The following is a 26,477-nucleotide window of genomic DNA, read 5'->3' on the forward strand; positions in this document are numbered from 1 at the left end:
GATGAGCCCCTCGCCGGCCGAGCGTTACGCGCAGTCTCGCCGGCAGCACCGCCAGCCCCGCCTCGCCGAGTTCGTCTCGGGTCTCCGCTTCGATCTCGATCCGTTCCAGCTCGCCTCGTGCGGTGCGCTCGACGAGGGTCGAAGCGTGCTCGTCGCGGCTCCCACCGGCGCGGGCAAGACGGTGGTGGCCGAGTTCTCGGTGTTCCTCGCGATGCAGGAGCCCGGTGCGAAGGTCTTCTACACGACCCCCATCAAGGCGCTCTCGAACCAGAAGTACCAGGAGTTCGTCGAGACCTGGGGTGCCGAGTCCGTGGGTCTGCTCACAGGCGACACGAACATCAACTCCGGAGCTCGCATCGTCGTCATGACGACCGAGGTGCTGCGGAACATGCTCTACGCCGACTCGCCGCTGCTCGACCGACTCGCGTACGTCGTGATGGACGAGGTGCACTACCTCGCAGACCGCTTCCGCGGAGCGGTGTGGGAGGAGGTCATCATCCACTTGCCCGAGGCGGTGCGCCTCGTCTCGCTCTCGGCGACCGTCTCCAACGCAGAAGAGTTCGGCGACTGGTTGCAAGCGGTGCGCGGGGACACCGACGTCATCGTCTCCGAAGAGCGGCCGGTGCCGCTCGAGCAGCACGTGCTCGTCAAGTCGAAGCTGCTCGACCTCTTCGATTCGTCGGGCCAGGCGGCGACCCATCGGGTGAACCCTGAACTGAAACAGCTCGCCCGAGCCGGCGGTCGGTCGATCTCCGGCCGGTCGACGCGTGGGCAGCGCGGCGGCGACCGTGGCCGATACCATCGCGAAGCGCGCGGCAACGGTCGCGCCGACCGGGCGGAGGTCGTCGCCCTCCTGCAGGGCAAAAACCTGTTGCCCGCGATCTCGTTCATCTTCTCGCGCGCCGGGTGCGACCAGGCGGTGCGGCAAGTGCTGCGCAGCGGCATCCGGCTCACCGACTCGGCCGAGCGCGCCGAGATCAGGCAGATCGTCGAAATGCGGGCGCGCGTGCTGCGTGACGAAGACCTCGCGGTGCTCGGGTACTGGGAGTGGCTCGAGGGTCTCGAGCGCGGCGTCGCAGCCCACCATGCCGGCATGCTGCCCGCGTTCAAGGAGATCGTCGAAGAGCTCTTCCAGCTGAAGCTGCTGAAGATCGTCTTCGCAACCGAGACGCTCGCCCTCGGCGTCAACATGCCCGCCCGATCGGTGGTGCTCGAGAAGCTCGAGAAGTTCAACGGCGAGGCGCGTGTGCCGATCACACCGGGGGAGTACACCCAGCTGACGGGGCGCGCCGGCCGCCGGGGCATCGACGTCGAGGGACACTCCGTCATCCAATGGGTCGACGGTCTCGACCCCGAGGCGGTCGCCTCATTGGCGTCGCGTCGCAGCTACCCGCTCAACTCGAGCTTCCGGCCGACGTACAACATGGCCGTGAACCTGATCGACCAGTTCGGTCGGGAACGCACCCGACAGATCCTCGAGCTCTCGTTCGCACAGTTCCAGGCCGACCGCGCCGTCGTCGATCTCGCGCGCACCCTGCGCAAGCAAGAGGAGTCGATGGCGGGCTTCGAGCAGGCGATGACCTGCCACCTCGGCGATTTCGGCGAGTACGCGGCACTTCGCCGTCGCATCGGCGAGATCGAACGTCAGACATCGAAGGGCAATCCGACGCACGGGCAACGCGAGCGGATGCAGCGTGAGCTCGTATCCGCCCGAAAGGCGATGCGGGCGCACCCGTGCCACGGCTGTGCCGAGCGCGAGTCGCACGCGCGTTGGGCGGAGCGTTGGTGGCGGCTGAAGCAGGAGCACGAGCAGCTCTCACGCCAGATCCGCACCCGCACGGGTCAGGTCGCAAAGCGCTTCGACCGGGTCACCGAAGTGCTCGAGTCGCTCGGCTATCTCGAACGTGACAGCGACGGCGCACTCGTCTCCACTTCCTCCGGGCGCATCCTGAAGCGCATCTACGGTGAGCGCGACTTGCTCGTGGCGGAGTGCCTGCGGCGCGGTCTCTGGGATGGTCTCGACGAAGCAGGGCTGGCCGCGATGGCCGCCGCCCTCGTCTACGAGCCGCGGCGTGACGACAGCGGTGTCGAGTATCGACTGCCGCGTGGGCGGTTCCGTGAGGCGTTCGAACGCACGGCCGACACGTGGAGCGTGCTCGATGACCTGGAGCGCGAGCATCGACTCCCCGGCAGCGAGGTGCCCTCACCCGCGCTCGCCTCGGCGATGCACTCGTGGGCGCGCGGCACCGGGCTCGGAACCGTGCTCGGCGACACCGAGCTCGCCGCGGGTGATTTCGTGCGTCTCGCGAAGCAAGTGGTCGACCTGCTCGACCAGATCTCGATCGTCGCCGATGCCGAACTCGGCGCCACCGCACGAGCGGCCATCGACGCCGTGCGGCGGGGCGTCGTGGCGTACGGCACCGTCGCCTGAGCCACCTTCGTCGTCGCCTAGGCTGAGCTGGTGCCAGAGAACGCAGTACGCCCCCTGCTTCCGCTCTGGGGTGCGGTGCTCGCCGCGATCGCGGGCGGGTTCACTTACGATCTCGGTTTTCCGGGCGCGAGCATCTGGCCGGCTGCTTTCCTCGGCATCGGGCTCGGCCTGATCGGCCTGATCGGTCGATCCGCCTGGGGCGCCGCCCTCGTCGGCTTCGCGTTCGGGATCACGTTCTACCTGTTGCAGGTGTCGTGGACGGCGCTCTATCTCGGTCCTGTGCCCTGGCTCGCGCTCTCGGTGCTCGAGTCGCTCTTCGTCGCGGGCGGCGGCGTGCTGATCGCGCTCGCGTACCGATGGATGCCACGCGTGAGTACCTCGCCATGGGTGAGGCTCATCGCGCTGCCGTTGCTCGTGGCCGGCCTCTGGTGCGTGCGCGAAGCAGTGACCGGGAGTTTCCCCTATGGCGGATTCCCGTGGGGTCGCGCCGCCCTCAGCCAGTCGGAGAGCCCGTTCGCCCAAGTCGTGTCATGGGTGGGCTCGACCGGGCTCGGGTTCCTGATGGTCGCGCTCGTGTCGGGCATCATCGAATGGGTCCGGCTGGCAGGCTGGCGCCGCCTGAGCTTCGCGGTGCCGACGGTGACCCTCGTCGCCGTCGCGGTGCTCGTGCCGGCTTGGCCGACGACGCCCGCCGGCGAGATCCGGGTGGCGAGCGTGCAGGGCGACGGTCCTGCGGGATACTTCGACGAGCGTGAGCCCGGCGACGTCTTGGCCGCACAGCTCGCAGCGACCGAGCCGATCCTCGATGAACCGGGCATCGACGTGCTGCTCTGGCCCGAGGGAGGCTCCGATATCGACCCGACGCGAAGTGAGTCCGTTGCACGCATCTTCGATGGGCTCTCCGAACGTCTCGATGCGCCGATCGTGTTGAACACGGTGACGACGAGCGAAGAGCTCTACTTCAACTCATCGCTGCTCTGGCGTGCCGACGAGGGCGCCGTCGATCAATTCGACAAGCGCAACCCCGTACCGTTCGGCGAGTACATCCCCGATCGCTGGTTCTTCGATGCGATCGCCGGCGATCTCACTGGGCTCATCCAGCGCGGTTACACGCCCGGCACGAACGCGCCCGTGTTCGATCTCGGCGAGGCGGTCACCGGGCTCGCGATCTGCTTCGACGTCATCTACGACGAAGTGATCTGGGAGGGTGCACGCGACGGCGCGCAGCTCTACATGCTCCAGACGAACAACGCGGATTTCCGCGGCACCGATGAGAACCAGCAGCAGCTTGCGATCGCGCGACTCCGTGCGATCGAAACGGGCCGATCGGTTGTGAACATCTCGACCGTCGGCACGAGTCAGGTGATCGACCCGACGGGGCGCACGATCGACTCGCTCCCGGCCGATGAGCCCGGTGCCATGGTCACCGACGTCGAGTTGCGCGACGGACTCACCCCGTCAGTGGTGCTCGGCGGCAGTGTTCCGCTCGTGATCACGCTCGGGTCATTGGCGGCGCTCATCGCCGCGGGACTCATCGCTCGCCGCCGATCTCGCGACGGCGACGATGAGCACGGTGCAACGAGTGCGGTCTAAGCGCCGATCTTCTGCTGGCCGCGGCGGGCGCGCAGGTAGTTGAGGCGATCTTCGAGCAGTTCCTCGAGCTCGGCACGAGTGCGGCGCTCGAGCAGCATGTCCCAGTGGGTGCGCGCCACCTTCTCGCCCGAGCGGTCGATCTCGACCGGCTTCGAGTCCACGAGCAGCGTTGCGGATGCTCCGCAGTGCTTGCACTCCCACGACTCGGGCAGCTCGGCCTCGGTGGAGAAGGTCATCACGGTCTCGCGACCGCACGTCTCGCAGCGATAGGCGTATTCGGCTCGGGCAGCGAACACCACACCGTCTTCACTCTGCAGGCTCTGTGCGCCGATGCGCATTCCCCGTAGGCTCCTGTCCGCCATGGCGTACTCCTCTCTCTCGTCTACATGTCTAAACGATCAAGCTGGGCGTTCCCTTTCCGCAGCCTGACGTTTAGCGGGGAATTCTCAGTTTCGAGCGACGATGAGCGGCAATGCGATGTCTGCACGGTCGGTCACCAGACCGTCGACGCCGAGATCGAGCAATCTTTGCATGTCGGGTGCCTCGTTGACGGTCCACACGTGCACCTCGGCGCCTGCGCGGTGCACGGCCGCGACGAACCGTTCGGTCACGAGTCGCAGGGGGCCGGTGCGCTCAGGCACCTGCAGCGCTCGGGCACCCCGGAGAGATCGGGTGAGGGCCTTCGTCGAACCCGAGAGCGAGGCGAGACGAACGCGGATGACGCCGGCGGCGCCCGCCGAGGTGACCGCTTCGGGTACCTGAGCGGCGAGCCGTCGGCGGCGCGCTTCAGAGAAGCTCGTGAGCAGAACACGCGGTGCCGCCCGCAGTCGGCGAACCGCTTCGACGGCTGGTGCGACCGCACCCTCGACCTTCACATCGATGTTGAACCGCGTCTCGGGGAACGCATCGAGCGCTTCCTCGAGCGAGCAGAAGCCCTGGGCGCTGCCGAGATCGATGCGTCGCAACTCGGGCATCGTGAGCTTCACCACCTCGACCCGGCGACCCGCGACACGCTCGAGGGTCGGGTCGTGCGCCACCACAGCGGTGCCGTCGTGCGTCAGGTGCACGTCGGTCTCGATGTACTCGCAGCCGATCGTAACCGCCTTCGCGAAGGCGAGCAGCGTGTTCTCGGGGGCATCGAGCGAGAGGCCGCGGTGCGCGAGCACACGCGGCCTCGACGGCTCGAAGTACGCGGAGGCCACGGATTCGGGTCAGAGACGCTGACCGGTGGTCCCAGAGGCATCCGGAGCAGAACCGGCCGGCCCGGCCGGGGCGGTGGGCGTGAACGCCTTGCCGATGCCCTTCAACGCTTCGGTGAGTTCGCTCGGCACGATCCAGAGCTTGTTCGACTCGCCCTGTGCGATCTGGGGGAGTGTCTGCAGGTACTGGTATGCGAGGAGCTTCGGGTCGGGGTCGCCCTTGTGAATGGCATCGAAGACCGTGAGGATCGCTTCGGCCTCGCCCTGAGCGCGGAGCACCGCGGCCTTCGCATCACCCTCCGCTGAGAGGATGGCGGCCTGACGAGCACCCTCGGCGGTGAGGATCGCGGACTGCTTGGTGCCCTCGGCGGTGAGGATGAGCGCGCGGCGGTCACGCTCGGCGCGCATCTGCTTCTCCATCGAATCCTGGATGGAGTGGGGCGGGTCGATCGCCTTCAGTTCGACGCGGCCCACGCGAATGCCCCATTTGCCGGTCGCCTCATCGAGCACGATGCGCAGTTGGCCATTGATGTTGTCGCGCGAGGTGAGCGCCTCTTCGAGGTTCAGCCCGCCGACGACGTTACGAAGGGTCGTGGTGGTGAGCTGCTCGACCGCACCGAGGTAGTTGGCGATCTCGTAGGTCGCTGCTCGCGCATCGGTCACCTGGAAGTAGACGACCGTATCGATCGAGACAACGAGGTTGTCTTCGGTGATGACCGGCTGCGGCGGGAAGGAGACGACCGTCTCGCGCATGTCGACGAGCGGGCGAAGCCGATCGATGAACGGCACGAGGACGTTCAAGCCCGGGCTGAGCGTCTTGTGGTACCGCCCCAGCCGCTCGACCACGCCGGAGTACGCCTGCGGAATGATGCGGATCGACTTCGACAAGACGACGATGACGAAGATGACGATCGCAATGACGATGACCGTCACGACGATGCTGGAAATATCCATCTAAGCTCCAGTGCTCCTCTCAATCGGGACGACGACGGCCGTCGCCCCGTCAATACCCGTGACGAGCACACGCTCGCCGACCGCGACATCCGACTGCTCGGTGATGGGCGACAATCGCGCCGTCCAGACATCACCGTTCCGCAGGCGCACCTGCCCACCCGCTGCGGTCACCGTGCGCACGACCTGACCGTCGGCGCCGATGAGCGCGTCGATGTTACTCCGCGCAGGGTCGCCGCCGCGGCGCAGCATTCGGAGTAAGGAGGGCCGCAGCGTCAGGATCAGCGCGATCGCGACGAGTGCCGCGATGATGAACTGCGCCCACCACGGAATGCCGAAGAGCCCGGAGAGGAGCCCGGCAACGCTGCCGAGTGCGAGCATCAGGAACGTCATCTCAAGAGTGAAGACCTCGATGGTCGCGAATGCCAGGATCAACACCAGCCAGACGATCCACGCGTACTGGGTCAGGACATCCAATTCGTTCTCCTTCGCACGCGGCCTGTACCGAAACTATCAGTGCGCATGACTCCACGGGGATCAGCCGGCGGAGTTGATAGTCTCGGTTCGCCTGTTCCGCCGCGGATCAAGTCCGTTCAGCCTCGAGGAGTACCACTGTGACCAACCCGCTCGCCCCCGGTTCGCTCGACGGCCGCGTCGCCCTCGTGACCGGCTCTTCGCGTGGAATCGGCGCCGACACCGCCCGGTACCTCGCTGCAGCCGGAGCATCCGTCGTCGTGAACTACCGCAGCAAGGCGCCCCGGGCCGAGAAGGTCGTGGCCGAGATCTCGGCGGCAGGCGGCACTGCGATCGCGATCGCGGCAGACCTGACCGACGCGGCATCCGTCGCCTCGATGTTCGATCGTGCGGTCGCGGAGCTCGGCCCGATCGACATCCTCGTGCTCAATGCCTCCGGCGGCATGGAGACAGGAATGGGCGAGGACTATGCGATGCGCTTGAACCGCGATGCGCAGGTGAACGTCGTCGAGGGCGCGCTGCCCCATCTCGCTGCCGGCGCCCGAGTCGTCTTCGTCACGAGCCACCAGGCGCACTTCATCCGCACCACGCCGACCATGCCCGAATACGAGGCGGTCGCGCTCTCCAAGAGGGCCGGCGAAGACGCCCTGCGGGCGAAGCTGCCCGAACTCGAGGCCGCCGGAGTCGAGTTCGTCGTCGTCTCGGGCGACATGATCGAGGGCACCATCACGGCGACGCTGCTCGAGCGAGCCAACCCCGGCGCGATCGAAGCGCGAAAGCAAGACGCCGGGCGGCTCTTCAACGTCGCGGAGTTCGCCGCCGAGGTCGCATCGGCCGCGGTCGACCCTGTACCCGCGGAGAACACCCGGTACGTCGGCGACACTTCGGGCTTCGCTCGCGAAGGCGATGCCTGACCGCACCCGCTCGAACTCGCTCACCTGAGACGGCGGAAGGCCGGCCGAAGCAGTTGCTTCGGCCGGCCTTCGGTTCGCTCGGGCTATGCCGCGGCGGTGACGCCGCGTCCGAAGGTGAAGGCGCGCACGATCTGCACGATGCCGAGCACGATCAGGCTGATGCCCGCGATGATGAAGAGCACGACAGCGCCCCACAACGGCGAGAACAACAGCACGATGCCGGCGACGATGCTCAGGATGCCGAAGAAGATCGCCCACCCCTTCGAACCGGCGTCACTGGACTGGGCGAGTGCGACGACGCCTTCGACGATCCACAGGATGCCGACGAGGATGCCGAGGAAGATGCCGAGGAAGACTGCCGACTCGCTCGGGCTCGATAGCACGATGATGCCGCCGATCACGAAGAGCACACCGAGGATGATGTCGAGCGCCCGTGCGCCGCCCGAGATCCCCTTCGAGAAGATGCCGAGCCCGAGATAGGCGATGCCGGCGATCAGGAAGTAGATGCCGAACAGCACCGTGATGACCACGGCGGAGTTCTTCGGCCAGAACGTGATCAGCAGGCCGAAGATGAGCGCGACGGCACCGCTGATGCCGAGCGTCGCGCGAATGGTGTTGATCGCCGACTTCGTCAGCGAGGAAGCGTCGAGCGAGAATGACGCGAATAGCCCACTGGGCTGCGACGTAGACATGATGTGTCCTTTCTGGTGGCGGGTCCTGTGCAGGGTCAGGCTACGGCCGCCTGTCGGCTGAGTGTTGGATGTGAAACCGCGAGTCGTCGGAAGTCTCGGCGTGACGGTGTGCTGCAGGCGGGCTCGCCCGCGATCCCGGCGTCGGCCGGTGCGATCATTGATCCGTGAGAGAAGAAGTGCTGAGCGGCGGCAACATGGAGCCGGTGGTGCGGGTGGGCGACACGGTGCGCCGGGTGGCCGGACCGTGGACTCCGTCGGTGCACGCTCTGCTCGACACCATCCGGGCACGGGGCGTCACGGAAGTGCCCGAGCCTCGGGGGAGCGACGACGAAGGCCGGGAAGTGCTCAGCTTTCTCCCAGGTTCGATGCTCGCCGATGCGGACCCGACCGTGCTCCGGTGACCGCGTCGTCGGACTGATCGATTTCGACATGGCCTCACCGGGTCCGCGCATCTGGGATCTGGCGTACCTCGCGTACCGCCTCGTGCCTTTCGCCGAGGACGCCGAAGGGTTCGACGAACTCGCGGCCGCCGGGGGAGAGAGCCGGAGAGAACGCCTGCACAGGCTGATCGGGGTGTACGGCGCCGGCCACGAGGCATCCGCTGTGCTCGCCGTCGCAGCAGAGCGCCTCGAGGAGCTCGCAGGCTTCACGGATGTCCGTGCGGCCGAGACCGGCCGCACGGACTTTCGCGCGCACGCTGCGATGTACCGGCGCGACGTCGCACGACTCCGTGTGCTCGCGGCAACAGAGTCGCACAGCAGACCGTGACCGGATCGGTCAGTCGTCACCGTTGGTCGACGTCAGGTCGGCGCCGTTGAGCACCTCGCGGACAAAGCCCTGGGCCCGCCCCCTGAGACCGACGATGCGCTTCTCTCGAGCAGCGTCGACGTCGAACCCGACGTACGCGAGCGACGGGCGCTTCCGCACGTTCACCGAGCAGCCGAAGTCCGCGCAGATCAGGGTGCCGACGGCGTCACCTTTGCGGCCCGCCTGCCCGGCGCGCCTCGCGCCGTAGAACGCGACGTCATTCGTGAGGTTCACGTCTTGACACCATGAACATTGCGCTCGAGTGCGGGGCAGCGCGTCGGACTGACGGAGGATCAGAGTAACCGGGGAGTCGTCGACTCTGACAGCGATGTACGCCCGGCGCGGTGACTTGCGATCGCGCCAGCCGAAGTAGTCCAGACGATCCCATTCGATCGCGGCGAACTCGAGGGGGAGCGCCATGTCGCTGATCTCTTTGCGAGAGGCGTTGATGAATGAGTTGCGGATGTGTTGTTCCGTCAAGGGAAGCATGAAGGTGACCAATCGTTCCGGCCTTGGCCGGCGTGCGTCATCGGGTCAATGCCCGAGGTTGAGTGAGGTGGCTCTCCGGTGAGCGACGGCGCGTACAGTCGGGGCCTCACGAAGTGCTGATTCCTCGCGCGAGAGGCGAGGTGGTCGACGAAGGGAGGCGGCTACCTCGTGCCGGCGAGAGAGACGCCGACGACCTCCTGACGCCCTGAGGGCGATTCGACGAATGAGCACGACACGTCGCCAGCATAACTGACGCAGATGTACGTCGCGAGGTTCCAGTGGTATCGGATCGAGTCGCGTTCAAGCCCCTGTGCCGGGGCACTCGACGTCGCGACGGCTCGGTCAGGCTGATGCGATGACCGAAGGGCCGTCTTGACTGCTCAGGAATCGACAAGCGAAGCTGAGCGATGAGTGCCGGATGCCCCGGCCGCATCACTGGGACGGGAGCCACGTCCTCGCGGCGGTGACGAGCGCCGTTACTCCGATCGTGAGGGTCGGTTCGATGACCGGTGCGTAGTGCGGTGAGTGGTTGGACGGAACTTTGAGCAGCGCGGGGTCGTTCATGTCTCCGGTGGTGAACAGCGACGGGTCGGTGCCGCCGAGGAGCCAGTACGACAACGGTGCATTCGCGCTCGTCGCGAGGACGCCGACATCCTCGCTTCCGGCTCCTGCGCCGGGGTCGAGGATCTTGTCCGGTCCGAGCCACGCCGCGAACGCCTGGAGTGTCTTGCCGAGCGCGGCCGCGTCATTCACCACGACCGGGAACCGCTCGATCTCGGTGATCGTCGGCTGTTCAGTAGCGCCGGCGGTCGTGGCTTCGCCTTTGACGATGCGGTCGACGCTATCGAGGATGTGCTGGCGCACTTTCGTGTCGAGGGTGCGGATGTTCAGCTGCAGTTCGGCCTCGCCGGGGATGACGTTTGCAGCATCCCCTGAGTGGATCGAGCCGACCGTGACGACCGCGACATCGGTGCTCGGAACCTCTCGCGACACGATGGTCTGGAGCCGCAGTATGGTCGAGGCCGCCATCACCACCGGGTCGATCGAGTTCTCTGGCCTCGATCCGTGCGCCCCTTTGCCGATCAGGCGCACGAGCAACGAATCCGAGCTGGCATACGAAGCGCCCGCGTGTCCGGCGATCTTGCCGGCCGGTAGTGGGGCCACGTGCTGACCGAGCACGATGTCGGGCTTCGGGACCTTCTCGTAGAGTCCGTCGTCGACCATGGCCTGTGCACCGGCGCCGAGTTCTTCTGCCGGCTGGAAGACGAGCACCAGCGTGCCGGCCCAGCTAGAGGTGTCGGACGAGAGGATCTCGGCTGCACCGAGCAGGCAGGTCGTGTGCAGGTCGTGCCCGCAGGCGTGTGCCACGGGAACGACTTTGCCGTTCTCGTCAGTCGCCGTCACCGTGCTGGCATAGTCGAGGCCGGTGTCCTCCTTGACCGGCAGCGCGTCCATGTCCGCGCGCAGCAGCGCCGTTGGCCCCGCACCGTTCTTCAACACCCCGGCCACCCCGGTCTTGCCGATACCGGTCGTGACGTCGAACCCGAGAGACGTCAACCGCTTCGCCACCATGTCGGCGGTGCGATGCTCTTGGAAACCGAGCTCCGGATGACTGTGGATGTCCTTGTAGAGATCGGCCAGTGCCGGATCGATGTTGATGTTGTCGTGTGCGGTTGTACCCATGAGCGTCGTTCCCCCTGAACGTTCAGCGACTTCCCTGCCTGCAGGATATGAGGTTTATTCGACGGCCGCTAGACCCTGTGACGTCGGGCGCGGGGGAATGGCGATGGTGCCGAATAGGCTTGCGACATGACGGATGTGTCGGCTGCACGGGCTCGATGAGGCTGGAGACCGTGCTCTCACTGCCGTTCACTGGAACCTGGATGGCGCAGAACAGTCCTGCGCGGCGGGTGCCGAGTCACGGCGTGGATCTCTTCGGCGAGCGCTACGCCATCGACTTCGTCGCGGTCGATCATCGCCGACGCACGGGGGAGCACCGTGACTGGCGCACGTTCCTCGCGACCGAACCGGCAGAACGATTCTTCGCCTTCGGGCAGCCGATCCTGGCACCAGCCGACGGGGTCGTCGTCGACGTGCACGATGGCGAGATCGATCACGTCGGGCGGCGGTCGCAGTTGGCGCTGCTGCCGTACATGCTGGGTCAGGCCGGCCGCCTTCGGGAAGGGGTGCACGCGATCGCGGGGAACTCTCTGACGATCACGCTGCCCGAACGCGGTGTGTTCGTGGCCCTTGCCCATCTGCGAAGCGGTTCGATGCGTGTCGCGGTCGGCGACGCGGTGACGGCTGGACAACCGATCGCCGAATGCGGAAACTCCGGAAACTCGACCGAGCCGCACCTGCACATGCAAGTGATGGACAGCGATGACTTCTCCGTCGCCCAGGGCGTTCCGATGTCGTTTCGGAACTATCGAGAGTGGCCACATGGGGTGCATCGCCCGCTGATTCGGGAAGTCGGCATACCAGGTGAACGGTCCATCGTCGAAGCAGCGCGGATCGGGCAGGATCCGAGAAGCGGCGGACTTGATCGACAACTATCGTGACGTCATGGACATCACCATCCACTCGAGCTTCCTTCCGCACGATGACCCCGACGCCTCGTTGGTCTTCTACCGCGACATCCTCGGTTTCGAGGTCCGCAGCGACATCCGGTACGACGGTATGCGCTGGATCACAGTCGGCCCGGCCGATCAGCCCGGCACGTCGATCGTGCTGGAGCCGCCCGCCGCCGATCCGGGAGTCACCGACGACGAGCGCGGCACCATCGTCGAGATGATGGCCAAGGGAACGTACGCCGGCATCCTCCTCGCCACGCCCGATCTCGATAGTGCATTCGCACGGCTGGTGACCGGAAACGCAGAGATCGTCCAGGAGCCGACTGAACAGACCTACGGAGTTCGCGACTGCGCCGTTCGGGATCCCGCGGGCAACCTCATCCGAATTCAAGAGCTTCGATAGGCGCTCAGCGGTCACCGCCTGTCATGAGGCCTACCGGAGAGCGCGGAAGAACGTACGCACGTCGCCGACCAGCAGCTCGGGGACTTCCATGGCTGGGAAGTGGCCGCCGTGCTCGAACTCGGACCAGTGCACGACGTTGTGGTCGCGTTCGGCGATGGAACGGATTCCGACGTCACCGGGGAACACTGCGACCCCCGAGGGTACTTCTGAGCGTTGCGTCTGGTTGCCCCAGCTCGCCTGGCCTTCTTTGTAGAGTCGTGCGGCGGAGGTTGCGGTGTTCGTGAACCAGTACACGCTGAAGTTGGTGAGCAACTGGTCGCGATCGACGGCTTCGTCGGGAAGTTCGAACGCCGGGTCGGTCCACTCCTTGAATCGCTCGACGATCCAAGCGAGTTGGCCGACGGGGGAGTCGGCGAGGCCGAAGCCGATCGTCTGCGGGCGGGTCGATTGGATCACGGCGTAGCCGGAGCCCTCCTGCAGTTGTCGTTGCATGTCGGCCAGTCGGGCCAGCTCGGCCTCGTTCATGCCGGCGAGCTCTGCCGGATCTCCGCTGGGGAAGCCGAGGCTGCCGTTGACGTGGACGCCCACGATGTGCTCGGAGTCGATGGCTCCGAGCATCGGTGAGATCACCGCGCCGGTGTCGGTGCCCTGCGCGCCGTATTGCTCGTAGCCGAGCCGGCTCATCAGTTCCGCCCAGGCGCGCGCGATTCGCGACATGTCCCAGCCGGTCTCGTGGGTCGGTCCGGAGAATCCGAAGCCGGGCATGGACGGGGCGACGATGTGGAACGCGTCGGCCGGGTCGCCGCCGTGCGCCCGAGGGTCGGTGAGCGGCCCGATGACCTTCATGAACTCCACGATCGAGCCCGGCCAGCCGTGGGTGAGGATCAGCGGCATCGCATTCGGCTCGGGGGAGCGCACATGCAGGAAGTGGATGTTCTGCCCATCGATCGTGGTCGTGAACTGCGGGAACTCGTTGAGCTTCGCCTCCTGCGTACGCCAGTCGAAGGAGGTGCGCCAGTACTCGGCCAGTCCCTGCAGGTAGCCGGCCGGTACGCCGTAGCTCCACCCGACGCCCGGCAGCTCGTCGGGCCAGCGGGCGCCTGCCAGTCGGGCGTTCAGTGCGTCGAGTTCGGCCTGCGGGATCTCGATGCGGAAAGGACGAATGTCGGTGTTTTCAGAGGTCATGGAACGAACGTATCGAGCCTTGTGGACTGTTTCTGTCCTAAAGAAGGAAACGGCTACCAGGCACGGATCCGAAGGATGATCCGGCTCGCAAGACGCGATTCAGATCGGAGACGTTGGTCCGCCGCTCGGTGTGGTATCGCCCACTGATCAACTCCGCCCTGAGAGGATGGGCGGATGATCGAAGTGGACGAAGTCGGCGTCATCGCGGGCGACGTGACGCTCCTGGCGCCCGTCTCGGCGACGGCGCAGCGCGGTGAAGCGCTGGTCGTGCGCGGCAGGAACGGGGCCGGAAAATCGACTTTGCTGCGAGTGCTGGCAGGGGCACGGAAGCCGTCGAGCGGGAGTGTGCGCATTGGCGGTGCCACGGTGGTCGAGCGCGACCGTCGCTTCCGTCGACGTGTCGCCGCAATGATCGGGCTACCGCCGATGGCGCCTGACCTCACGGTGATCGATCACGTCACTCTGGTCGCAACCACGTGGGCTGACGATTCGTCCGCGCCCGTTGAGGTCGCGCACAGCGTCCTCGCGGAGTTGAAGCTCGACGCGCTGGGGGAGCGGTTCCCACACGAGCTGTCATCGGGCCAGACCCAGTTGGCAGGCCTCGCGCTGGTGCTGGCCAGGCCGTTCGAGGTTCTGATCCTCGACGAACCGGAGCAGCGGCTGGACCCGGAGCACGTCGCCTCCGTGACCCGCGCTTTGCGTGCTCGACGTGATGACGGCGCGACCCTCGTGGTCGCCACGCACAACCCGGTGCTCGCGCACGAACTGGCTGATCGCACGCTACTGCTGGATACGGCTGCATGAGCGCGCGAGCCGGGGTCGCCATCAGGATCTGGCGGGCGCGCAACATCCGCACAGCAGGTGATCGCGCGTTCGTGATCTACACGATCCTCATGGTCGCCGGGGTCGCCGTCGCCCCGGTCGGCCGTGGCGTGTGGCTGAGCGCGACGAGTCCCGAGGCGGTCGCCGCCTTCGCCTCGCCTGCCGCATCCGGAGTGACGGTGCTCGTCGTCGCGACGCTGTGGGCGTGCGCGCTGCTGATCGGCCGGAACCGTGGCCCGGCATTGCTGGCCCCGTTCCTGACCTATGCCCTCGCCACCAGCGACCTGCCACGGTCTGACACGTTTCGGGGCCCGTTGCTGCGGGCCGGGGCGCTCGTCACCGCGCTGATGACGATCGTCGCCGGGCTGGTCGGCGGCAGCTTGTTGAGCCACGGGCTGGCCGACCCGATCAGCGTCGTGATCTTCACCGCGTTCGGCACGCTCGTCGGGGTCATCGCCACTGTTGCCTGGCTCACCGGTCAAGCGTTCCCGCGCGCTGCTGTGCCCGTCGCTCTGGTTCTTCTGACGCTCGGGGCGACGACGGGTGCCGTCCCGGTCATGCAGCCGTTCACTCCATGGGGATGGGTCGGGCTCGCCTATCCCGGGAGCGGCTCGTCAGACAGCCTCTTCGCTCTGGCCGCTCTCGTCGTCGCTCTCGTCGCCGCAGTTCCTGGCCTGATGAACCGGCTCGAGTCAGCGGCCCTGGCAGAGCAAGCCGCGCGCTGGAACTCCGCGACGAGCCACGCGACGGTCATGGACTTCAGCGCAGCCGCGACGATCTACCAGGGAAGACCGCACATCGGTCGGCGCATCTGCGCTGTCCGACCGATGCATCGACTGCCGATGATCTTCCTGATCCGTGATGCGATCGGGGTCACCCGCACGCCGGGCCGACTGGTCGTCGGCATAATCGCCCTCGCGAGTGCTGGAGTGCTTCTCACGCTTGCGTTCGCGCCGGCCGCACCGGGCTGGCTGCTCGGCGCGGCCGCCGGCCTGATCCTCTTCGCCGGGCTCGGCCCACTCACCGACGGAATCCGGCACGCCGCGAGTGTCGCGTCAGACTTCCCCCTCTACGGGATCAGCGACCTGCATCTGCTCGCAAACCACATGCTCCTTCCGCTCACCGTGACTGTCATCGTGCTGCTCGCGGTGGTCGTCGCGTGCTCGATCGTCGCCGGAATCGCCCCCGGCGTACCGATCATCACCTCACTCGTTCTCGGATTGCTCGGCCTGATCGCCCGCGTTGGCAACGCGTTGAAGGGGCCGTTCCCGCCAGCCCTGCTCACCCCGATCCCGACACCCATGGGTGATCTCAGCGCGGTCGTCCAACTGACATGGGCCCTGGACGGCCCGCTCCTCGCGGCACTTGCAGGAACCGCCGCAGCGCTCGCGTTCGAGGCACCCGTTCTCCTCGTCGCCGTGGCCGGCACCCTCATCGGAGTCGGGATCAACCGCTGGCGCCACCGGTCGTAGCATCCGGCTATGCTCAACAAACCTCAAGGAGGAACTGTGGAGTTCGAGTCTCATGAAGCAGCGCTCGACGTGGCACGCCGATTCATCCGCAATGCGCACCCTGACGCGGCAGCTGCAGCTCTCGCCGGCAGCGCTGCCTCTGGCAAGGCGACCGAGACTTCAGACCTCGACATCGTCATTCTGCACTCGGACCGCCGCGCAAACTACGCCGAAACGACCAGCCTCGACGGATGCCTGATCGAGTCGTTCGTCTACGACGGCGAATCTCTTCGCGAGTGGTTCGACCGGGAGGCGCAACAGCGCCGGGCAGTGGCGATCGACATGTGGGCGAATGGCATTCCGCTCACCGATGGTGACGTCGTCACGGATCTGCAACACCAGGCTCGCGAACGCTTCGCCTACGGCCCAGAACCCTTCACCGAAGGGGAATCGGCAGACCGCAGGTACGCACTCAGTGCCGCGATCGATGACCTCAAGGACGCGCGGCGCGCGGGGGAGGCGTATCTGATCGCATCGGATGTGTTTCTGAAGACCGCAGAATTGCTTCTCGGCAACAATGGTCGCTGGCAAGGCGCGGCCAAATGGCAGCTCCGCCGCCTCGACGAGTTCGACGATCCCGATGCCAGCCGCCTCGTCGGTTGGGCGAACGATTCTGGGCGCAGCACCGACCCGCTGCAGGTGATCGCCGACGACGTGCTGGCCCGCTGCGGCGGCCGACTCCAAGAGGGCCATGTCCGCGGGCGGCGAGCCTGATGACGGCGCCGTTGTTGCCGAGCCAGTCGGCTCGCCCGGACTATCGGTGGTGGGCGCACGCTCGCCAGCTGTGACGTCGGCAATGATGGCTCTATGACTGACGAGAGGCGAGAGAGCGCGATCGTTGTTGAGCTACGGGAGTTGGACGAGGTCCTCGACGAGTCCCGGTATGCGCTCGATCCGTCGCGGCGCTGGGGGATGCCAGCGCATCTCACCTTGCTCTACCCGTTCCTGCGGCCCGCACAGGTGGATCACGCGATTCTTTCGAAGCTCGTCGAGGTCGCGACGAGCGCAGATCCATTCGATGCCGAGTTCGACGGCTTCGGCTGGTTCGCCGATCGGGTGGTCTGGCTCGCACCCTCGAATCCGGACCCGTTCGCGCGCCTGATTCTGCAGATGACGGACGCGTTTCCGGAGTGCCCTCCGTACGCCGGCGCAGTCGACGAAGTAGTCCCTCATGTCACGATCGGCGAAGGAGGCGAGGTGGACCTCTTGCGCGCGGCTGTCGATGCGATCCGCCCTCAGCTTCCACTCAGGTCGAGGGTGACGTCCTTCAGCCTTATGGCAGGGTCGACGGAGCCCGGATCTTGGCACGTCGTCGAGCGGTTGACCCTCGGCAGCAACCGATAGCGTGAAGTTGTTGGCCGGAATGTGCGTCGAGTTCTCCACGCGTCCATTGCCCCGTCGACGACGATTGCATAACAACTCGAGTCGATGATCGCGCAGGGCGCGTGGGCAGGATTAGGCCATGGGCGACTTTCCCCGAGTTCGACGGCGAGCCGTCTCTCGCTGATCTGCTCGCAGCACGCCGGTTCGTCTCAGACCCGCCGGGTATCGTCCACGGCGATCTCACGGGGAACGTTCTGTTCGACGAGACGAAGGCCGGCCACAAAGTCCGATCTTGAGAACCGCGTCGCCGTCGTCTCCTGCGCACCGATAGAGTGCTGCGATGATGCAGTCGACGGCGCGATCAGGTGGGAGTTTCCTGGCGACAGCGGTGCTGCTCGTGATCAGCCTCGCCGGGTGCTCGAGCGCCCCAGCGGCGCAGGTGTCGGAGCCGACGACAGCTCCAGTCGAATCGGATGCCGCCGAGACCGATCCCATATCGCCTGCGCGGGAGCCTCTCCTGTCTGACGTCGAATCAGGCACGCTCATCGCCGAAGGCGACTTCGGGAGAGGCGGGGCTGCAGGGCGCATCGAGATCAGGACCAACGGTGCAGCACACGGGTTCGACGTCACCCTGACGGGGATGCAACCACTGCCACCCACGGGGGCATCCATCGAATTGAACGCGCTGCCTGCGACTGCGAGCGAGGATGAGTTTCGAAGCGGTTTCAGCTATTACCGATACGAGAAGCTCCAGACTGCTCCCGAGCAGACGTTCGCCAGCCCACCTCCTGGGTACGGAGGCTTCGAATCGGCCGATCCGAGGTATATGCGGACCGCAGTAATCTGGGTGGCTGAAGAGGGATCACCCGTCGGCTTCGGATGGGTGTTCGCAACAGCTCAGCTCACGTGGCACCTTCCCGGCACCTTCGCAGAACCCGACGTCGTCGACAAGGGGGAATCCGAAGGGGCACGCGGCGAAGTCGTTCTCGCCGCCGACGGCTCGCTGGGCGGGTATCGAGTTGCTGCTGGGGATACGCCGGATGGTCTCACGACACGATTCGATATCAGCTTGCGCGACCTCGAATGGTTGAACGTCGATCGATTGAAGACGCGGCTCCTGCTCACTGGTATCACGTTGAACCTGTCGCCTTCAACGCGCGGCCTCCGCTGGTGAGCATGAGCGTTCCGCGACCAGATCGCTGGGCAACGTTTCTGGCACGCAGGCGGCCGGTTGCCCGGCCGTTCAACAGCCGGTGGAGACGCGTGTTCGAGGGCAGAGGCTCGTACCCGAAGGGCCGGGGTTCGAGGCTGGATAACAGGGTGGTGAGCTGCTACTGACCGTTCCGAAGCCCGTAGATGACGACACCCACGTGATCGTCCATCCAGGCCGCTCGTTCCGGGCCGATCCGCCGAAGTTCCTCCGTCGGTTCTGGCTCCTCGATTCGTTCGAGGATGAAGCCCGCGTCCAGCGCCGGCTGCAAGGTGTCGGCGAACGTGAACGTGCGGTGCGTGACCGTTCCGGTGCCCCAAGTCGCGGGGTAGGTGAACGGCGTGGCCGATCTGTATGCAACTCCGAGAGGCACCTGCTCCGCCTTTGAGCGCTCGACCGCGAAGCGGATCGGGTGCGATCGAGCGACAATGAGTCGCCCACCTGGCTCAACGACTTGCGCCAACTCGCGCATGAGCGCCCACTCATCACTTGCATAACCGATGGCTTGCAGAATCGTGACGACATCGAACAGCTCGCCGCCGAGCAGCGACCGAACCTCGCTGAGGTCGCCGACCATGAATTCGAGGTCAAGACCGAAAGGAACGTCGAGGAAGGCGTCGGCGATGTCGATGCCAACGACACGTCTCGCTCCCTGCCGCGCAAACCAGATCGCCTTGGCGCCGCTACCGCATCCTAGATCGAGCACGCGCTCGCCCTTCACGGGACCGATCATCCGTTGCTGCGCAGGCCATTCGATCATCGTGTCCAATGACACACTGCTCGACCGCGCAGCTTCATAGTCCGCCGCAATCCGTTGCCAATCATCATCCGCCACGGTTGGATCCTATAGAGGCGCTTGCGAGTCCTCAGGGATTCCGGCCAGTCAACGCAGTCTTGGTACGAGAACCCGCGTGATCGGGTGCAGGCGGAGTCTTCCTCCGAGACCTCCGCGGCCTCCCGTGCGCTGATGCTGGCGATGGCGATGGCGATGGCGATAGCCAGAGCGCTTCAAGTCGACCGGGTCAGTGCGGCATAGCGCGCATATCGCGGACCCGCTGTCCGGGAGTACGCCTCGGCAGACTGGGCGGTGATGCCGAAGGCGGTCGAGAGTGGTGTGAGCGGCGGGTCCGGGTCCACAGAGCATGCGGCAAGCAGTGAACCGTTGAGAAGGTAACCCGCGACAATTGCCAGAACGCGACTAATCCTCATTGATTGCCCTCCTTGCACTTCACGACAACGCAGCAACAAGTGTTGTGCTTTCCCGGCACCGGGTACCCCTGTGTGGTGCTGAAATGACTCTCATGCTCCATGGAATGAGAGCCTCTTTCAAACCCGGGCCTCTGTGGCCGATAATGCACATTATGTCCGAATGAAGAGGCATTATTGCAACAGATGCACGATTCGTATTCCATCCACTTCCCCGTCGGGCCGGTTGCACTGCTGCCGACGAATGCCGCGTCTGATCAGCACGTTTCCGCGAGTGGCGCTGGAGTTGGCGCGAGCTCCGAGGTTCAGTTCGGCATTGATCACCCGCGCCCGGCAACCCATATTGGTCAATGCTTGCGCGAATCGTTCATCAGATGCAAGAATCAGCCATCGAATGCACGAGATTGGAGGGGCCGTATGTTGGTAGATGACCGTGGCCGGGTGGTTCGCGAGGACGTTCCTCGCATGCTCCATCCTGAGGAACAGACCGTCCGCGACATGCTCAATGGGTGGCGAAACCAGCAACTGAGTCGCAACCTCTCGTTCCAGACGATCGAGCAGCGCGAACGGCTCGTCGACCGCTTCCTCGCTGCGACGAATGAGTACCCATGGAACTGGACGCCGACCCACGCCGATGAGTTCTTCGCTGATCGACGCGTTCTCCATCAGAACAAGCGCTCGACAATCCGCTCCTACCAGAACGCAATCAGTCTGTTCTGCGATTACGTCTCGGACTCTGGCTACGGCTGGGATCGATGGTGCCTCCAGTACTTCGGCACTCACCCGACGCAGATCTGCCATGAGTGGAATACCGCGACACACGTGCAAGATGCTGAGCACGGCGGCGGCAAGCGCCCGTTCACGCGCGAGGAGCTGCAGTTGCTCTTCGACCGTGCTGACGATGAAGTCGACAGCATCGCGCGATGGCACCGCAAGGGATGGTTGCCGGCGTTTCGCGACAGCGTGGTCTTGAAAGTTGCCTACGCCTACGGCCTGCGCCGAAACGAGGTGCGCCACCTCCAGACCGTCGACTTCAGCAGGAACCCATATGCTCCGGAGTTCAAGGGCTTCGGGCACCTGAATGTCAGATTCGGGAAGGCGATGAGACGCTCTGGGCACAAGCAGCGGAACGTGCTCGCGACCCTCCCCTGGTCTACCCCGATCCTCGAGGAATGGATCGAACGCGGCCACCAACAACTCTCAGACGGCGGCCTCGACCTCTTCACGACCGAGCGCGGATCCCTCGTCTCCCAAGCCGCACTGAGTGCCCGGTTCCGCCGGTACCGGGATGACCTCGGATTCGGCCCAGAACTCGACTTCCACTCCCTGCGCCGCTCCTACGTGACTCATCACATCGAAGATGGTTGGGACGCTCGATTCGTGCAAGAGCAAGTCGGTCACGAATACGCGTCGACGACGAGCATCTACACCGGCGTCTCGAGCGACTACCGCACCAAAATCCTTCGCGCGACGCTCGACGGAACGCTCAGCGCCGCACTCCAGCGCGGAAACGACGACAAGGACCAAGACGATGAAACGCACCGTTAGCTACGAATGGACCCTCGCTGAGCTCATGGCCAGAAACGGGATGCACAACACCACCGACCTGGCATCCCACCTCAAAGAGCGCGACATCAACCTCTCCCCCTCGCAGGTATACCGGCTCGTCACCCAGCGGCCAGAGCGAATCTCGCTGCAGATCCTCGCCGCGCTCTGCGACATCTTCCACTGCACTCCCGCAGACCTGGTCGTCACGCACGCCGCAGACAACCAAATCAAGAAGTCCGTCAACGCCCCCGTCATCGACCTCAACTCACAAGTCCGCCCTCGACGGGCACGCGTACACATCGACGATGACTGACCCGCAACCCGCCCGCCGTCCCCGCGGCCGGCCGCGTACGACAGGACGATTCAACTGCGACCGATGTGGCCGTGCCTGCGCGAAGATCGCCGTGCACTGGCCCGACGGCGCCATCTGCGGGATCTGCCACTACGACGCCACCCACACCCGCGGTCAATGCCCCGATTGCCGCAGCGACCGGATGCTCCCTGGCCGAAACGACGCCGGCCAGCCGATCTGCGTCGAATGCGCCGGCATCACCCAACGATACGAATGCTCCACCTGCGGCAACGAACGCCCACCGTTCCGCACCCGCCAGTGCATCCAATGCGGCCTCGAGTCCGATCTCAACGAGCTCCTCAGACCCAACGACAGCACGAAGACGCGCGAACTCACCGCTCTGAGGAACCGCCTCGTCTCAGTAAGCCGACCAGAGAGCATCCACACCTGGATGCGCAACCCGCGAGTCCAGGACCTGCTCACCCACCTCGGTGACCACACGACCACGCTCAGCCATGAGACGCTCGACGCGCTCCCCCGCACCAACGCGGTGCAGCATCTCCGCGCGATCCTGGTCGACCTGAAGCTCCTGCCTCAGCGGGACGAGGCCATCAGCCGATTCGAACACTGGCTCGAACAGAAACTCACGCCGCTCGAACCTTCCATCAAGAAGCCCGTCGAGCGGTTCGCGACCTGGCACCATCTCCGCCGCATCCGAAACGCCAGTTCGGACCACAGCAACAGCCACGCCGCCGTGCACAACGCAAAACAAGAAGTCACCGTCGCCATCAACTTCCTGACCTGGCTCGCCACCGATCGCGGGCGCGGCATTGCAGCATGCACACAGGCAGACGTCGACCAATGGCTCGCCGACGGTCCGACAACGCACTTCACCGTGCGCTCATTTCTCGTCTTCGCCGTCGACAAACGACTCGGCCCCCAGGTCGTAGTACCCAAACGGGCAGCCCGATCCACACGCCGACTCACAGCCGAAGAGCGACTCGACTGGATTCGCGCGTGCCTGGTCGACGACGTCGACACGATTGCCGGCCGCTGCGCCGCGATGCTCGTCCTCCTCTTCGCGCAACCTGTAGTACGCGTCGTCGGGCTTCGCGCCGACGCACTCTCGACCATCGACGGGCGTCTCCACATCCGCTTCGCCGACGAACCGGTCGAGGTACCCGAACCGTTCGCCAGCTTGCTTCGCACCCACATCGCCAAACGAGCCCGAACACGAACTCAGACGCCAGCTAATAACCCCTACCTCTTCCCCGGTGGGCGCGCCGGCACACACCTCACCCAAGGCCACCTCCGAAACCGAATGACCGACCAAGGAATCAACGTGCTTGCCGCACGCAACGGCGCCCTCGACCAACTCGTCAAAGAGATGCCGGCACCACTCGTCGCCGATGCCCTCGGCTACAGCTACGCAGCAACCACACTCCACGAGCAACACATCGGCAAGAGCTTTGAACGCTACGCAGCATTCAACTCGGCCCGGATAGCGCGCGGAGGCTGATGGACGGGGCCCAGCTGTACTCGCGGGACTCTCCGCCGGCGCCCCGTCGCCCTCACCGCTTGGAATGCAGTCGTCGAAGCCGTCTGCATCCACCCCGGCGGAGCCGACCCCGCGCTCCGACTCTCCTGCGGGTCTTCGTCGGACGGAGTTGATGACAAACTGCGCTCAACGGCAACCAAATGATGACCACGCCAGATAAAACTGGGGCTCGATCGCACCCGATCACCGATCGTCTGCAAAGTCTCGTGGTTGGACGGCTATCTCGCGGCGTAGGCCGCGTGCAGGTGTTCGATCACCACGCTCACGGGACCGCTATCTTTTCTGAATGACCTCCGAGCAGACTCCCGCGACAGGGAAGCCGCCGCTGCTGCGCCGCCCGGCCTTCTGGACGACCATCGCTGTGACCGTCCTGGCGGCAATCGCCATCGCGTACGTGTTGTTTCTGCTGCTCTTCCCTGCTTGGCCGGCGAGGGGTTCGGCGGCCCAGCAGGATCCGTCAAGTTCGCCGACCATCACCCCGGCTCCAACCTCTGGTCCCACGGCATCGCCGCGAGACGACACGGCCCAGCCGCTGCCGCGCGTCACGGATCTGCCCCTCGGCACGGTCATTGCCACCGGCACCTTCGATGCGCGCGGGGTGACCGGGCGCATCGAGATCAGAACGACCGAACGCGATAACGGTATGGAGATCACCCTCGCGAACCTGTCGCCCGCCCCGCCCCCGGATTCGACGCTAGAACTCAACAGCCTGCCCGACTCTGCGAGCGACGGAGCTCTTGCACAGGCGTACAGCTACTACCGGTACGACGTCTTGCGAGCGACATCCGACCAGACCTTCACGACCCCGGGCGACGGCTACGGCGGATTCGAAACGAACGACCCGACATACCTACGAACGGCCGTCATCTACGGAGCAGACGGATTCCAGAACGTGGTCGCCACCGCCCCGCTGACCTGGGACCTCCCAGACATGAACCCACCGCTGAACGTCGTCGATCACGGCGCAGCCAAGGCCGCGAACGGAACCGTCGCCCTCGCAGACGACGCGACCCCGCTCTCATACACAGTCGTCCCCGGAGACACAGCCTGGGCCGTCACCGCCAGACTCGGCATTACACAGACCCAGCTCGCATGGCTGAACCCGGACCGGACCGCGAGCCGACTCATCCTCGCCGACGTCACGCTCAACCTCTCACGTGAGAACCGCGGACTCCGCGTCGAAGTCACCAATCGATGACCAGAACCCGGCCGCAGCTTGACAGTACGCGAGAACATCGTGGCACTTGGGTGGGCATTCGTCACTCCGAACTGATCCAGCGCACCAGTCCGGGATCCCCGTGAAGCGGGGCTACGCCACGTGGAGCACCCGACTCACGTCATCTGAGAGTGCGTGACCGCAGTCGGATCTTGAGAACGAAGTACACGAGCGTGAACCCGAGTCCGACGGGTACGGTCATTCCACTTGCCGCAAAGAGCGCCAAGATCCCCGGGAGATGACCGAGGGCAGAGACAAAGGTGGCATTCTGGGCCGCACCCAACGTGACGGCGGCCCATCCGATGCTCACCGCAAGCGGAAGCAGGATCGCCCATCCGATTCCCACCGCTCGATACACGTTGAGTGTCCACGACGCCCAGGACGACAACCCAAGGCCGACGAGGATCGCGACCGTTCCGAACACACCAGCCAGTGAATCGTTTCCCGTGGGGACCTCCGAGGCGAGCATGCTCACGAAGATGATGCCCCACAGGAAACTGAACGCGGCAGCAGAGACAAGCGCGCCAGCCCCGGTCCACCCGAGACACTTCGCCCCGCGCACGTTCTCCGACTGAACATCGACCATCGACGGAAGTCCTGATGCCTTCGCGGTGGGCATCCGGTCTCAGCCGCCCTGCCCCGGCAGCGCGCTGACCGAAACGAGCGAGTCGGCCGCGTCACACGCGCCCGCGATATCGCCGACAGCGGCTTGGAACTCCGTGTTGTCGTAGCCGGTGCCGCCGGCGGAAGCCGCGCTCTGCGCAGCCTTGATCGCCGCTGACACATCAGTGCTTCCGAGGACCATGTACTTCCAACCGTCCTCGATCGCCGCAACCCGCGACGCATAAGCGGCATCGTCGATCAGGCCTTGCTCGTGCTCCCAGTCGGAGCGATACCGGATGCCCTCCAGCGCGCTCACCTGGCCACACAAGTGAGCCGCATCGGATTCCGGCATCGTTGATGCGGCGTCGGCCGAGAGTTGTGCGTCCCCCTTCGCATCGACAGTTGGGCTCGGTGGCGTTGAAGCGTCCGCGGCAACCCAGCCGGAACAACCCGACAACAGCAGCATCCCGCACACGGAAACGGAAGCCAACAGCAGTCCGCTCCGCTTCCGACCGTGTCGGTTCGCTGCGCGTCTCGCCGTCCCCGGATCGCGATTCTCCAGATTTGACGTGGATCGAGTGGCAAGTCGGAACTTCGGCTGCGCGGGATTGATCGGGCGCGACTTTGGGCTCATCGGCAGCTTTCTATTGAGGGCAGGCACAGGTCCCGCACCAATATATGTGCGCGACGGAGAGACACGGAAGATGCGCTCGAAGAAAGATCCCGAAGCACACGAGGGAATGAGGCGGGAAACGCTCCCGTCTGTCAACCACACGCTGTCTCCCTGACCTGCCGGCCCGCCAGACGGCCACCACCATCACGAGGTGGGCGAACACCGTCAGGTCGAATATTGGTTCTCACCAGTATAAGAGAGGCAAAGGTCAGGTTCTGCACTTTGTTGAAAGCGCACCAATGATGCCGCTCCCCCATCTTTCTCTGACGTGATCAGGCATATTCCAACCTGAGTGCCGCATCGACAACGTCACCCGTTGTGCCCGGTGGGTTTGCAACGACGCCTATCATTTCCGACCTGCCCAGCTATTTCAGTGACGACTCAGAGACCTGCTGGGCAAGATCGGAACCCGGGAACTCGACTTGCTCCTGAGGCGTTCGACGCCCTCCCCAATCCAACCGCGGTCGGTCACCTCCGCGAGATCCTCATCCACGATCGGCTGATGGTCGCCCCTGACGACCACTACCTCGCCACCTTCGAACGATGGCTGGCCGCGCGCCTCGAGCAACTACGAGACCACCCTGAGATCGCGTCACTGATCGAGCGGTACGCGACTCGGCATCACCTCAGTCGCCTGCGCGAGCGTGTCGGACACACCGACATGGACATCACGCACCGCGGCGCCCGGCAGTGCATCGCCGAAGCCGGCAAGTTTCTCATCTGGCTCGAGGAGGAGCACGTTAACGTCTCCGCCTTCGGCCAAGCGCACATCGACAAGTACCTCGCGAACGCCGTCACCACGGT

General features: G+C 65.4%; 27 protein-coding genes and 1 pseudogene. 16 read left to right on the forward strand and 12 right to left on the reverse strand.

Annotated elements, in window-relative coordinates; translation table 11 throughout:
- Position 1 precedes the first annotated feature (1 nt).
- Together AC1C2S_RS18165 and lnt are read left to right on the forward strand one after the other, a co-directional pair.
- Positions 2-2,431 (forward strand): DEAD/DEAH box helicase, encoded by a 2,430-nt coding sequence (locus AC1C2S_RS18165; protein ID WP_495354001.1) that lies wholly within the window; start codon positions 2-4, stop codon positions 2,429-2,431.
- A 30-nt stretch (positions 2,432-2,461) separates the two neighbouring features.
- A complete protein-coding gene (lnt, locus tag AC1C2S_RS18170) occupies positions 2,462-4,024 on the forward strand; it encodes an apolipoprotein N-acyltransferase (RefSeq protein WP_495354002.1) in 1,563 nt (520 codons plus the stop codon).
- On the opposite strand, the gene AC1C2S_RS18175 is transcribed toward lnt, so the two are convergent.
- From AC1C2S_RS18175 to AC1C2S_RS18190, 4 genes are all read right to left on the reverse strand, one after another.
- Complete coding sequence (locus AC1C2S_RS18175; protein ID WP_495354003.1) at positions 4,021-4,386, reverse strand: RNA polymerase-binding protein RbpA; 366 nt, start codon at positions 4,384-4,386, stop codon at positions 4,021-4,023. The two genes, lnt and AC1C2S_RS18175, sit on opposite strands and share 4 nt — an antisense overlap.
- A gap of 84 nt (positions 4,387-4,470) precedes the next feature.
- Complete coding sequence (locus AC1C2S_RS18180) at positions 4,471-5,226, reverse strand: glycerophosphodiester phosphodiesterase family protein (RefSeq protein WP_495354004.1); 756 nt, start codon at positions 5,224-5,226, stop codon at positions 4,471-4,473.
- Positions 5,227-5,235: 9 nt separating this feature from the next.
- Positions 5,236-6,177, reverse strand: coding sequence for an SPFH domain-containing protein (locus tag AC1C2S_RS18185; protein WP_495354005.1), 942 nt, complete (start codon positions 6,175-6,177; stop codon positions 5,236-5,238).
- Complete coding sequence (locus AC1C2S_RS18190; RefSeq protein ID WP_495354006.1) at positions 6,178-6,651, reverse strand: NfeD family protein; 474 nt, start codon at positions 6,649-6,651, stop codon at positions 6,178-6,180.
- A gap of 137 nt (positions 6,652-6,788) precedes the next feature.
- Between AC1C2S_RS18190 and AC1C2S_RS18195 the strand changes: the two genes are divergently transcribed.
- Positions 6,789-7,562, forward strand: a complete 774-nt coding sequence (locus AC1C2S_RS18195; protein ID WP_495354007.1) for an SDR family oxidoreductase — start codon at positions 6,789-6,791, stop codon at positions 7,560-7,562.
- An 83-nt stretch (positions 7,563-7,645) separates the two neighbouring features.
- On the opposite strand, the gene AC1C2S_RS18200 is transcribed toward AC1C2S_RS18195, so the two are convergent.
- Positions 7,646-8,254, reverse strand: a complete 609-nt coding sequence (locus AC1C2S_RS18200) for an HdeD family acid-resistance protein (protein WP_495354008.1) — start codon at positions 8,252-8,254, stop codon at positions 7,646-7,648.
- Between the two features lie 164 nt (positions 8,255-8,418).
- Between AC1C2S_RS18200 and AC1C2S_RS18205 the strand changes: the two genes are divergently transcribed.
- Both AC1C2S_RS18205 and AC1C2S_RS18210 read left to right on the forward strand, forming a co-directional pair.
- On the forward strand, positions 8,419-8,655 hold the full coding sequence (locus AC1C2S_RS18205) for a hypothetical protein (RefSeq protein ID WP_495354009.1): 237 nt from the start codon (positions 8,419-8,421) through the stop codon (positions 8,653-8,655).
- A gap of 28 nt (positions 8,656-8,683) precedes the next feature.
- Positions 8,684-9,022 carry a hypothetical protein gene (locus tag AC1C2S_RS18210; protein WP_495354010.1) on the forward strand — a complete coding sequence of 113 codons (339 nt, stop codon included), beginning with the start codon at positions 8,684-8,686 and terminating at the stop codon, positions 9,020-9,022.
- 9 nt (positions 9,023-9,031) lie between these two features.
- On the opposite strand, the gene AC1C2S_RS18215 is transcribed toward AC1C2S_RS18210, so the two are convergent.
- Both AC1C2S_RS18215 and AC1C2S_RS18220 read right to left on the reverse strand, forming a co-directional pair.
- Positions 9,032-9,550, reverse strand: a complete 519-nt coding sequence (locus tag AC1C2S_RS18215; RefSeq protein ID WP_495354011.1) for an FBP domain-containing protein — start codon at positions 9,548-9,550, stop codon at positions 9,032-9,034.
- 432 nt (positions 9,551-9,982) lie between these two features.
- Positions 9,983-11,233 carry an amidohydrolase gene (locus tag AC1C2S_RS18220; RefSeq protein WP_495354012.1) on the reverse strand — a complete coding sequence of 417 codons (1,251 nt, stop codon included), beginning with the start codon at positions 11,231-11,233 and terminating at the stop codon, positions 9,983-9,985.
- 242 nt (positions 11,234-11,475) lie between these two features.
- Between AC1C2S_RS18220 and AC1C2S_RS18225 the strand changes: the two genes are divergently transcribed.
- Positions 11,476-12,111 (forward strand): M23 family metallopeptidase, encoded by a 636-nt coding sequence (locus AC1C2S_RS18225; RefSeq protein ID WP_495354013.1) that lies wholly within the window; start codon positions 11,476-11,478, stop codon positions 12,109-12,111.
- Between the two features lie 4 nt (positions 12,112-12,115).
- A complete protein-coding gene (locus tag AC1C2S_RS18230) occupies positions 12,116-12,526 on the forward strand; it encodes a VOC family protein (protein WP_495354014.1) in 411 nt (136 codons plus the stop codon).
- A gap of 30 nt (positions 12,527-12,556) precedes the next feature.
- Here the strand turns inward: AC1C2S_RS18230 and AC1C2S_RS18235 are convergent, their stop codons facing one another.
- The gene (locus AC1C2S_RS18235) at positions 12,557-13,711 is read right to left on the reverse strand and encodes an epoxide hydrolase family protein (protein WP_495354015.1); all 1,155 of its coding nucleotides are present in this window, start codon (positions 13,709-13,711) and stop codon (positions 12,557-12,559) included.
- A 222-nt stretch (positions 13,712-13,933) separates the two neighbouring features.
- On the opposite strand from AC1C2S_RS18235, the pseudogene AC1C2S_RS18240 reads away from it, so the two are divergent.
- The 5 genes and pseudogenes from AC1C2S_RS18240 to AC1C2S_RS18260 form a co-directional block, all read left to right on the forward strand.
- Positions 13,934-14,515, forward strand: a pseudogene (locus AC1C2S_RS18240) (ABC transporter ATP-binding protein); the annotation flags it as partial.
- Positions 14,512-16,005, forward strand: coding sequence for a hypothetical protein (locus tag AC1C2S_RS18245; RefSeq protein ID WP_495354016.1), 1,494 nt, complete (start codon positions 14,512-14,514; stop codon positions 16,003-16,005). The pseudogene AC1C2S_RS18240 and the gene AC1C2S_RS18245, both read left to right, overlap by 4 nt.
- Positions 16,006-16,014: 9 nt before the next feature.
- Entirely contained in the window at positions 16,015-16,758 is a 744-nt protein-coding gene (locus tag AC1C2S_RS18250; RefSeq protein ID WP_495354017.1) for a nucleotidyltransferase domain-containing protein, read from the forward strand.
- Positions 16,759-16,956: 198 nt separating this feature from the next.
- Positions 16,957-17,388 carry a 2'-5' RNA ligase family protein gene (locus AC1C2S_RS18255; RefSeq protein ID WP_495354421.1) on the forward strand — a complete coding sequence of 144 codons (432 nt, stop codon included), beginning with the start codon at positions 16,957-16,959 and terminating at the stop codon, positions 17,386-17,388.
- A gap of 418 nt (positions 17,389-17,806) precedes the next feature.
- Complete coding sequence (locus tag AC1C2S_RS18260) at positions 17,807-18,541, forward strand: hypothetical protein (RefSeq protein ID WP_495354018.1); 735 nt, start codon at positions 17,807-17,809, stop codon at positions 18,539-18,541.
- 157 nt (positions 18,542-18,698) lie between these two features.
- Here AC1C2S_RS18260 and AC1C2S_RS18265 read toward each other — a convergent pair whose 3' ends face one another.
- Positions 18,699-19,412 (reverse strand): class I SAM-dependent methyltransferase, encoded by a 714-nt coding sequence (locus AC1C2S_RS18265; RefSeq protein ID WP_495354019.1) that lies wholly within the window; start codon positions 19,410-19,412, stop codon positions 18,699-18,701.
- Between the two features lie 557 nt (positions 19,413-19,969).
- Here AC1C2S_RS18265 and AC1C2S_RS18270 point away from each other — a divergent pair.
- The 4 genes from AC1C2S_RS18270 (at position 19,970) to AC1C2S_RS18285 (ending at position 24,379) form a co-directional block, all read left to right on the forward strand.
- On the forward strand, positions 19,970-21,331 hold the full coding sequence (locus tag AC1C2S_RS18270; protein WP_495354020.1) for a tyrosine-type recombinase/integrase: 1,362 nt from the start codon (positions 19,970-19,972) through the stop codon (positions 21,329-21,331).
- Entirely contained in the window at positions 21,315-21,644 is a 330-nt protein-coding gene (locus AC1C2S_RS18275) for a helix-turn-helix domain-containing protein (RefSeq protein WP_495354021.1), read from the forward strand. Before AC1C2S_RS18270 ends, AC1C2S_RS18275 begins: the two co-directional genes overlap by 17 nt.
- 430 nt (positions 21,645-22,074) lie before the next feature.
- A complete protein-coding gene (locus tag AC1C2S_RS18280) occupies positions 22,075-23,142 on the forward strand; it encodes a site-specific integrase (protein WP_495354022.1) in 1,068 nt (355 codons plus the stop codon).
- A gap of 325 nt (positions 23,143-23,467) precedes the next feature.
- On the forward strand, positions 23,468-24,379 hold the full coding sequence (locus AC1C2S_RS18285) for a LysM peptidoglycan-binding domain-containing protein (protein ID WP_495354023.1): 912 nt from the start codon (positions 23,468-23,470) through the stop codon (positions 24,377-24,379).
- A gap of 139 nt (positions 24,380-24,518) precedes the next feature.
- On the opposite strand, the gene AC1C2S_RS18290 is transcribed toward AC1C2S_RS18285, so the two are convergent.
- The 3 genes from AC1C2S_RS18290 to AC1C2S_RS18300 all read right to left on the reverse strand — a co-directional run bounded on the left by AC1C2S_RS18290 (position 24,519) and on the right by AC1C2S_RS18300 (position 26,412).
- Complete coding sequence (locus AC1C2S_RS18290; RefSeq protein ID WP_495354024.1) at positions 24,519-25,016, reverse strand: hypothetical protein; 498 nt, start codon at positions 25,014-25,016, stop codon at positions 24,519-24,521.
- 6 nt (positions 25,017-25,022) lie between these two features.
- Positions 25,023-25,466, reverse strand: a complete 444-nt coding sequence (locus AC1C2S_RS18295) for a hypothetical protein (protein WP_495354025.1) — start codon at positions 25,464-25,466, stop codon at positions 25,023-25,025.
- Between the two features lie 799 nt (positions 25,467-26,265).
- On the reverse strand, positions 26,266-26,412 hold the full coding sequence (locus AC1C2S_RS18300) for a hypothetical protein (protein WP_495354026.1): 147 nt from the start codon (positions 26,410-26,412) through the stop codon (positions 26,266-26,268).
- Between the last annotated feature and the right edge of the window lie 65 nt (positions 26,413-26,477).

Source organism: Agromyces sp. Y782 (assembly GCF_059445405.1).

Bases quoted from the DNA above. Each gene is read 5' to 3' on its own strand.
- AC1C2S_RS18165 (WP_495354001.1), top strand. From the start codon at position 2: ATGAGCCCCTCGCCGGCCGAGCGTTACGCGCAGTCTCGCCGGCAGCAC.
- AC1C2S_RS18175 (WP_495354003.1), bottom strand. From the start codon at position 4,386: ATGGCGGACAGGAGCCTACGGGGAATGCGCATCGGCGCACAGAGCCTG.
- AC1C2S_RS18185 (WP_495354005.1), bottom strand. From the start codon at position 6,177: ATGGATATTTCCAGCATCGTCGTGACGGTCATCGTCATTGCGATCGTC.
- AC1C2S_RS18200 (WP_495354008.1), bottom strand. From the start codon at position 8,254: ATGTCTACGTCGCAGCCCAGTGGGCTATTCGCGTCATTCTCGCTCGAC.
- AC1C2S_RS18210 (WP_495354010.1), top strand. From the start codon at position 8,684: ATGGCCTCACCGGGTCCGCGCATCTGGGATCTGGCGTACCTCGCGTAC.
- AC1C2S_RS18215 (WP_495354011.1), bottom strand. From the start codon at position 9,550: ATGCTTCCCTTGACGGAACAACACATCCGCAACTCATTCATCAACGCC.
- AC1C2S_RS18220 (WP_495354012.1), bottom strand. From the start codon at position 11,233: ATGGGTACAACCGCACACGACAACATCAACATCGATCCGGCACTGGCC.
- AC1C2S_RS18230 (WP_495354014.1), top strand. From the start codon at position 12,116: ATGGACATCACCATCCACTCGAGCTTCCTTCCGCACGATGACCCCGAC.
- AC1C2S_RS18235 (WP_495354015.1), bottom strand. From the start codon at position 13,711: ATGACCTCTGAAAACACCGACATTCGTCCTTTCCGCATCGAGATCCCG.
- AC1C2S_RS18245 (WP_495354016.1), top strand. From the start codon at position 14,512: ATGAGCGCGCGAGCCGGGGTCGCCATCAGGATCTGGCGGGCGCGCAAC.
- AC1C2S_RS18250 (WP_495354017.1), top strand. From the start codon at position 16,015: ATGCTCAACAAACCTCAAGGAGGAACTGTGGAGTTCGAGTCTCATGAA.
- AC1C2S_RS18255 (WP_495354421.1), top strand. From the start codon at position 16,957: ATGCCAGCGCATCTCACCTTGCTCTACCCGTTCCTGCGGCCCGCACAG.
- AC1C2S_RS18270 (WP_495354020.1), top strand. From the start codon at position 19,970: ATGCACGATTCGTATTCCATCCACTTCCCCGTCGGGCCGGTTGCACTG.
- AC1C2S_RS18275 (WP_495354021.1), top strand. From the start codon at position 21,315: ATGAAACGCACCGTTAGCTACGAATGGACCCTCGCTGAGCTCATGGCC.
- AC1C2S_RS18280 (WP_495354022.1), top strand. From the start codon at position 22,075: ATGCGCAACCCGCGAGTCCAGGACCTGCTCACCCACCTCGGTGACCAC.
- AC1C2S_RS18285 (WP_495354023.1), top strand. From the start codon at position 23,468: ATGACCTCCGAGCAGACTCCCGCGACAGGGAAGCCGCCGCTGCTGCGC.
- AC1C2S_RS18290 (WP_495354024.1), bottom strand. From the start codon at position 25,016: ATGCCCACCGCGAAGGCATCAGGACTTCCGTCGATGGTCGATGTTCAG.
- AC1C2S_RS18295 (WP_495354025.1), bottom strand. From the start codon at position 25,466: ATGCTGCTGTTGTCGGGTTGTTCCGGCTGGGTTGCCGCGGACGCTTCA.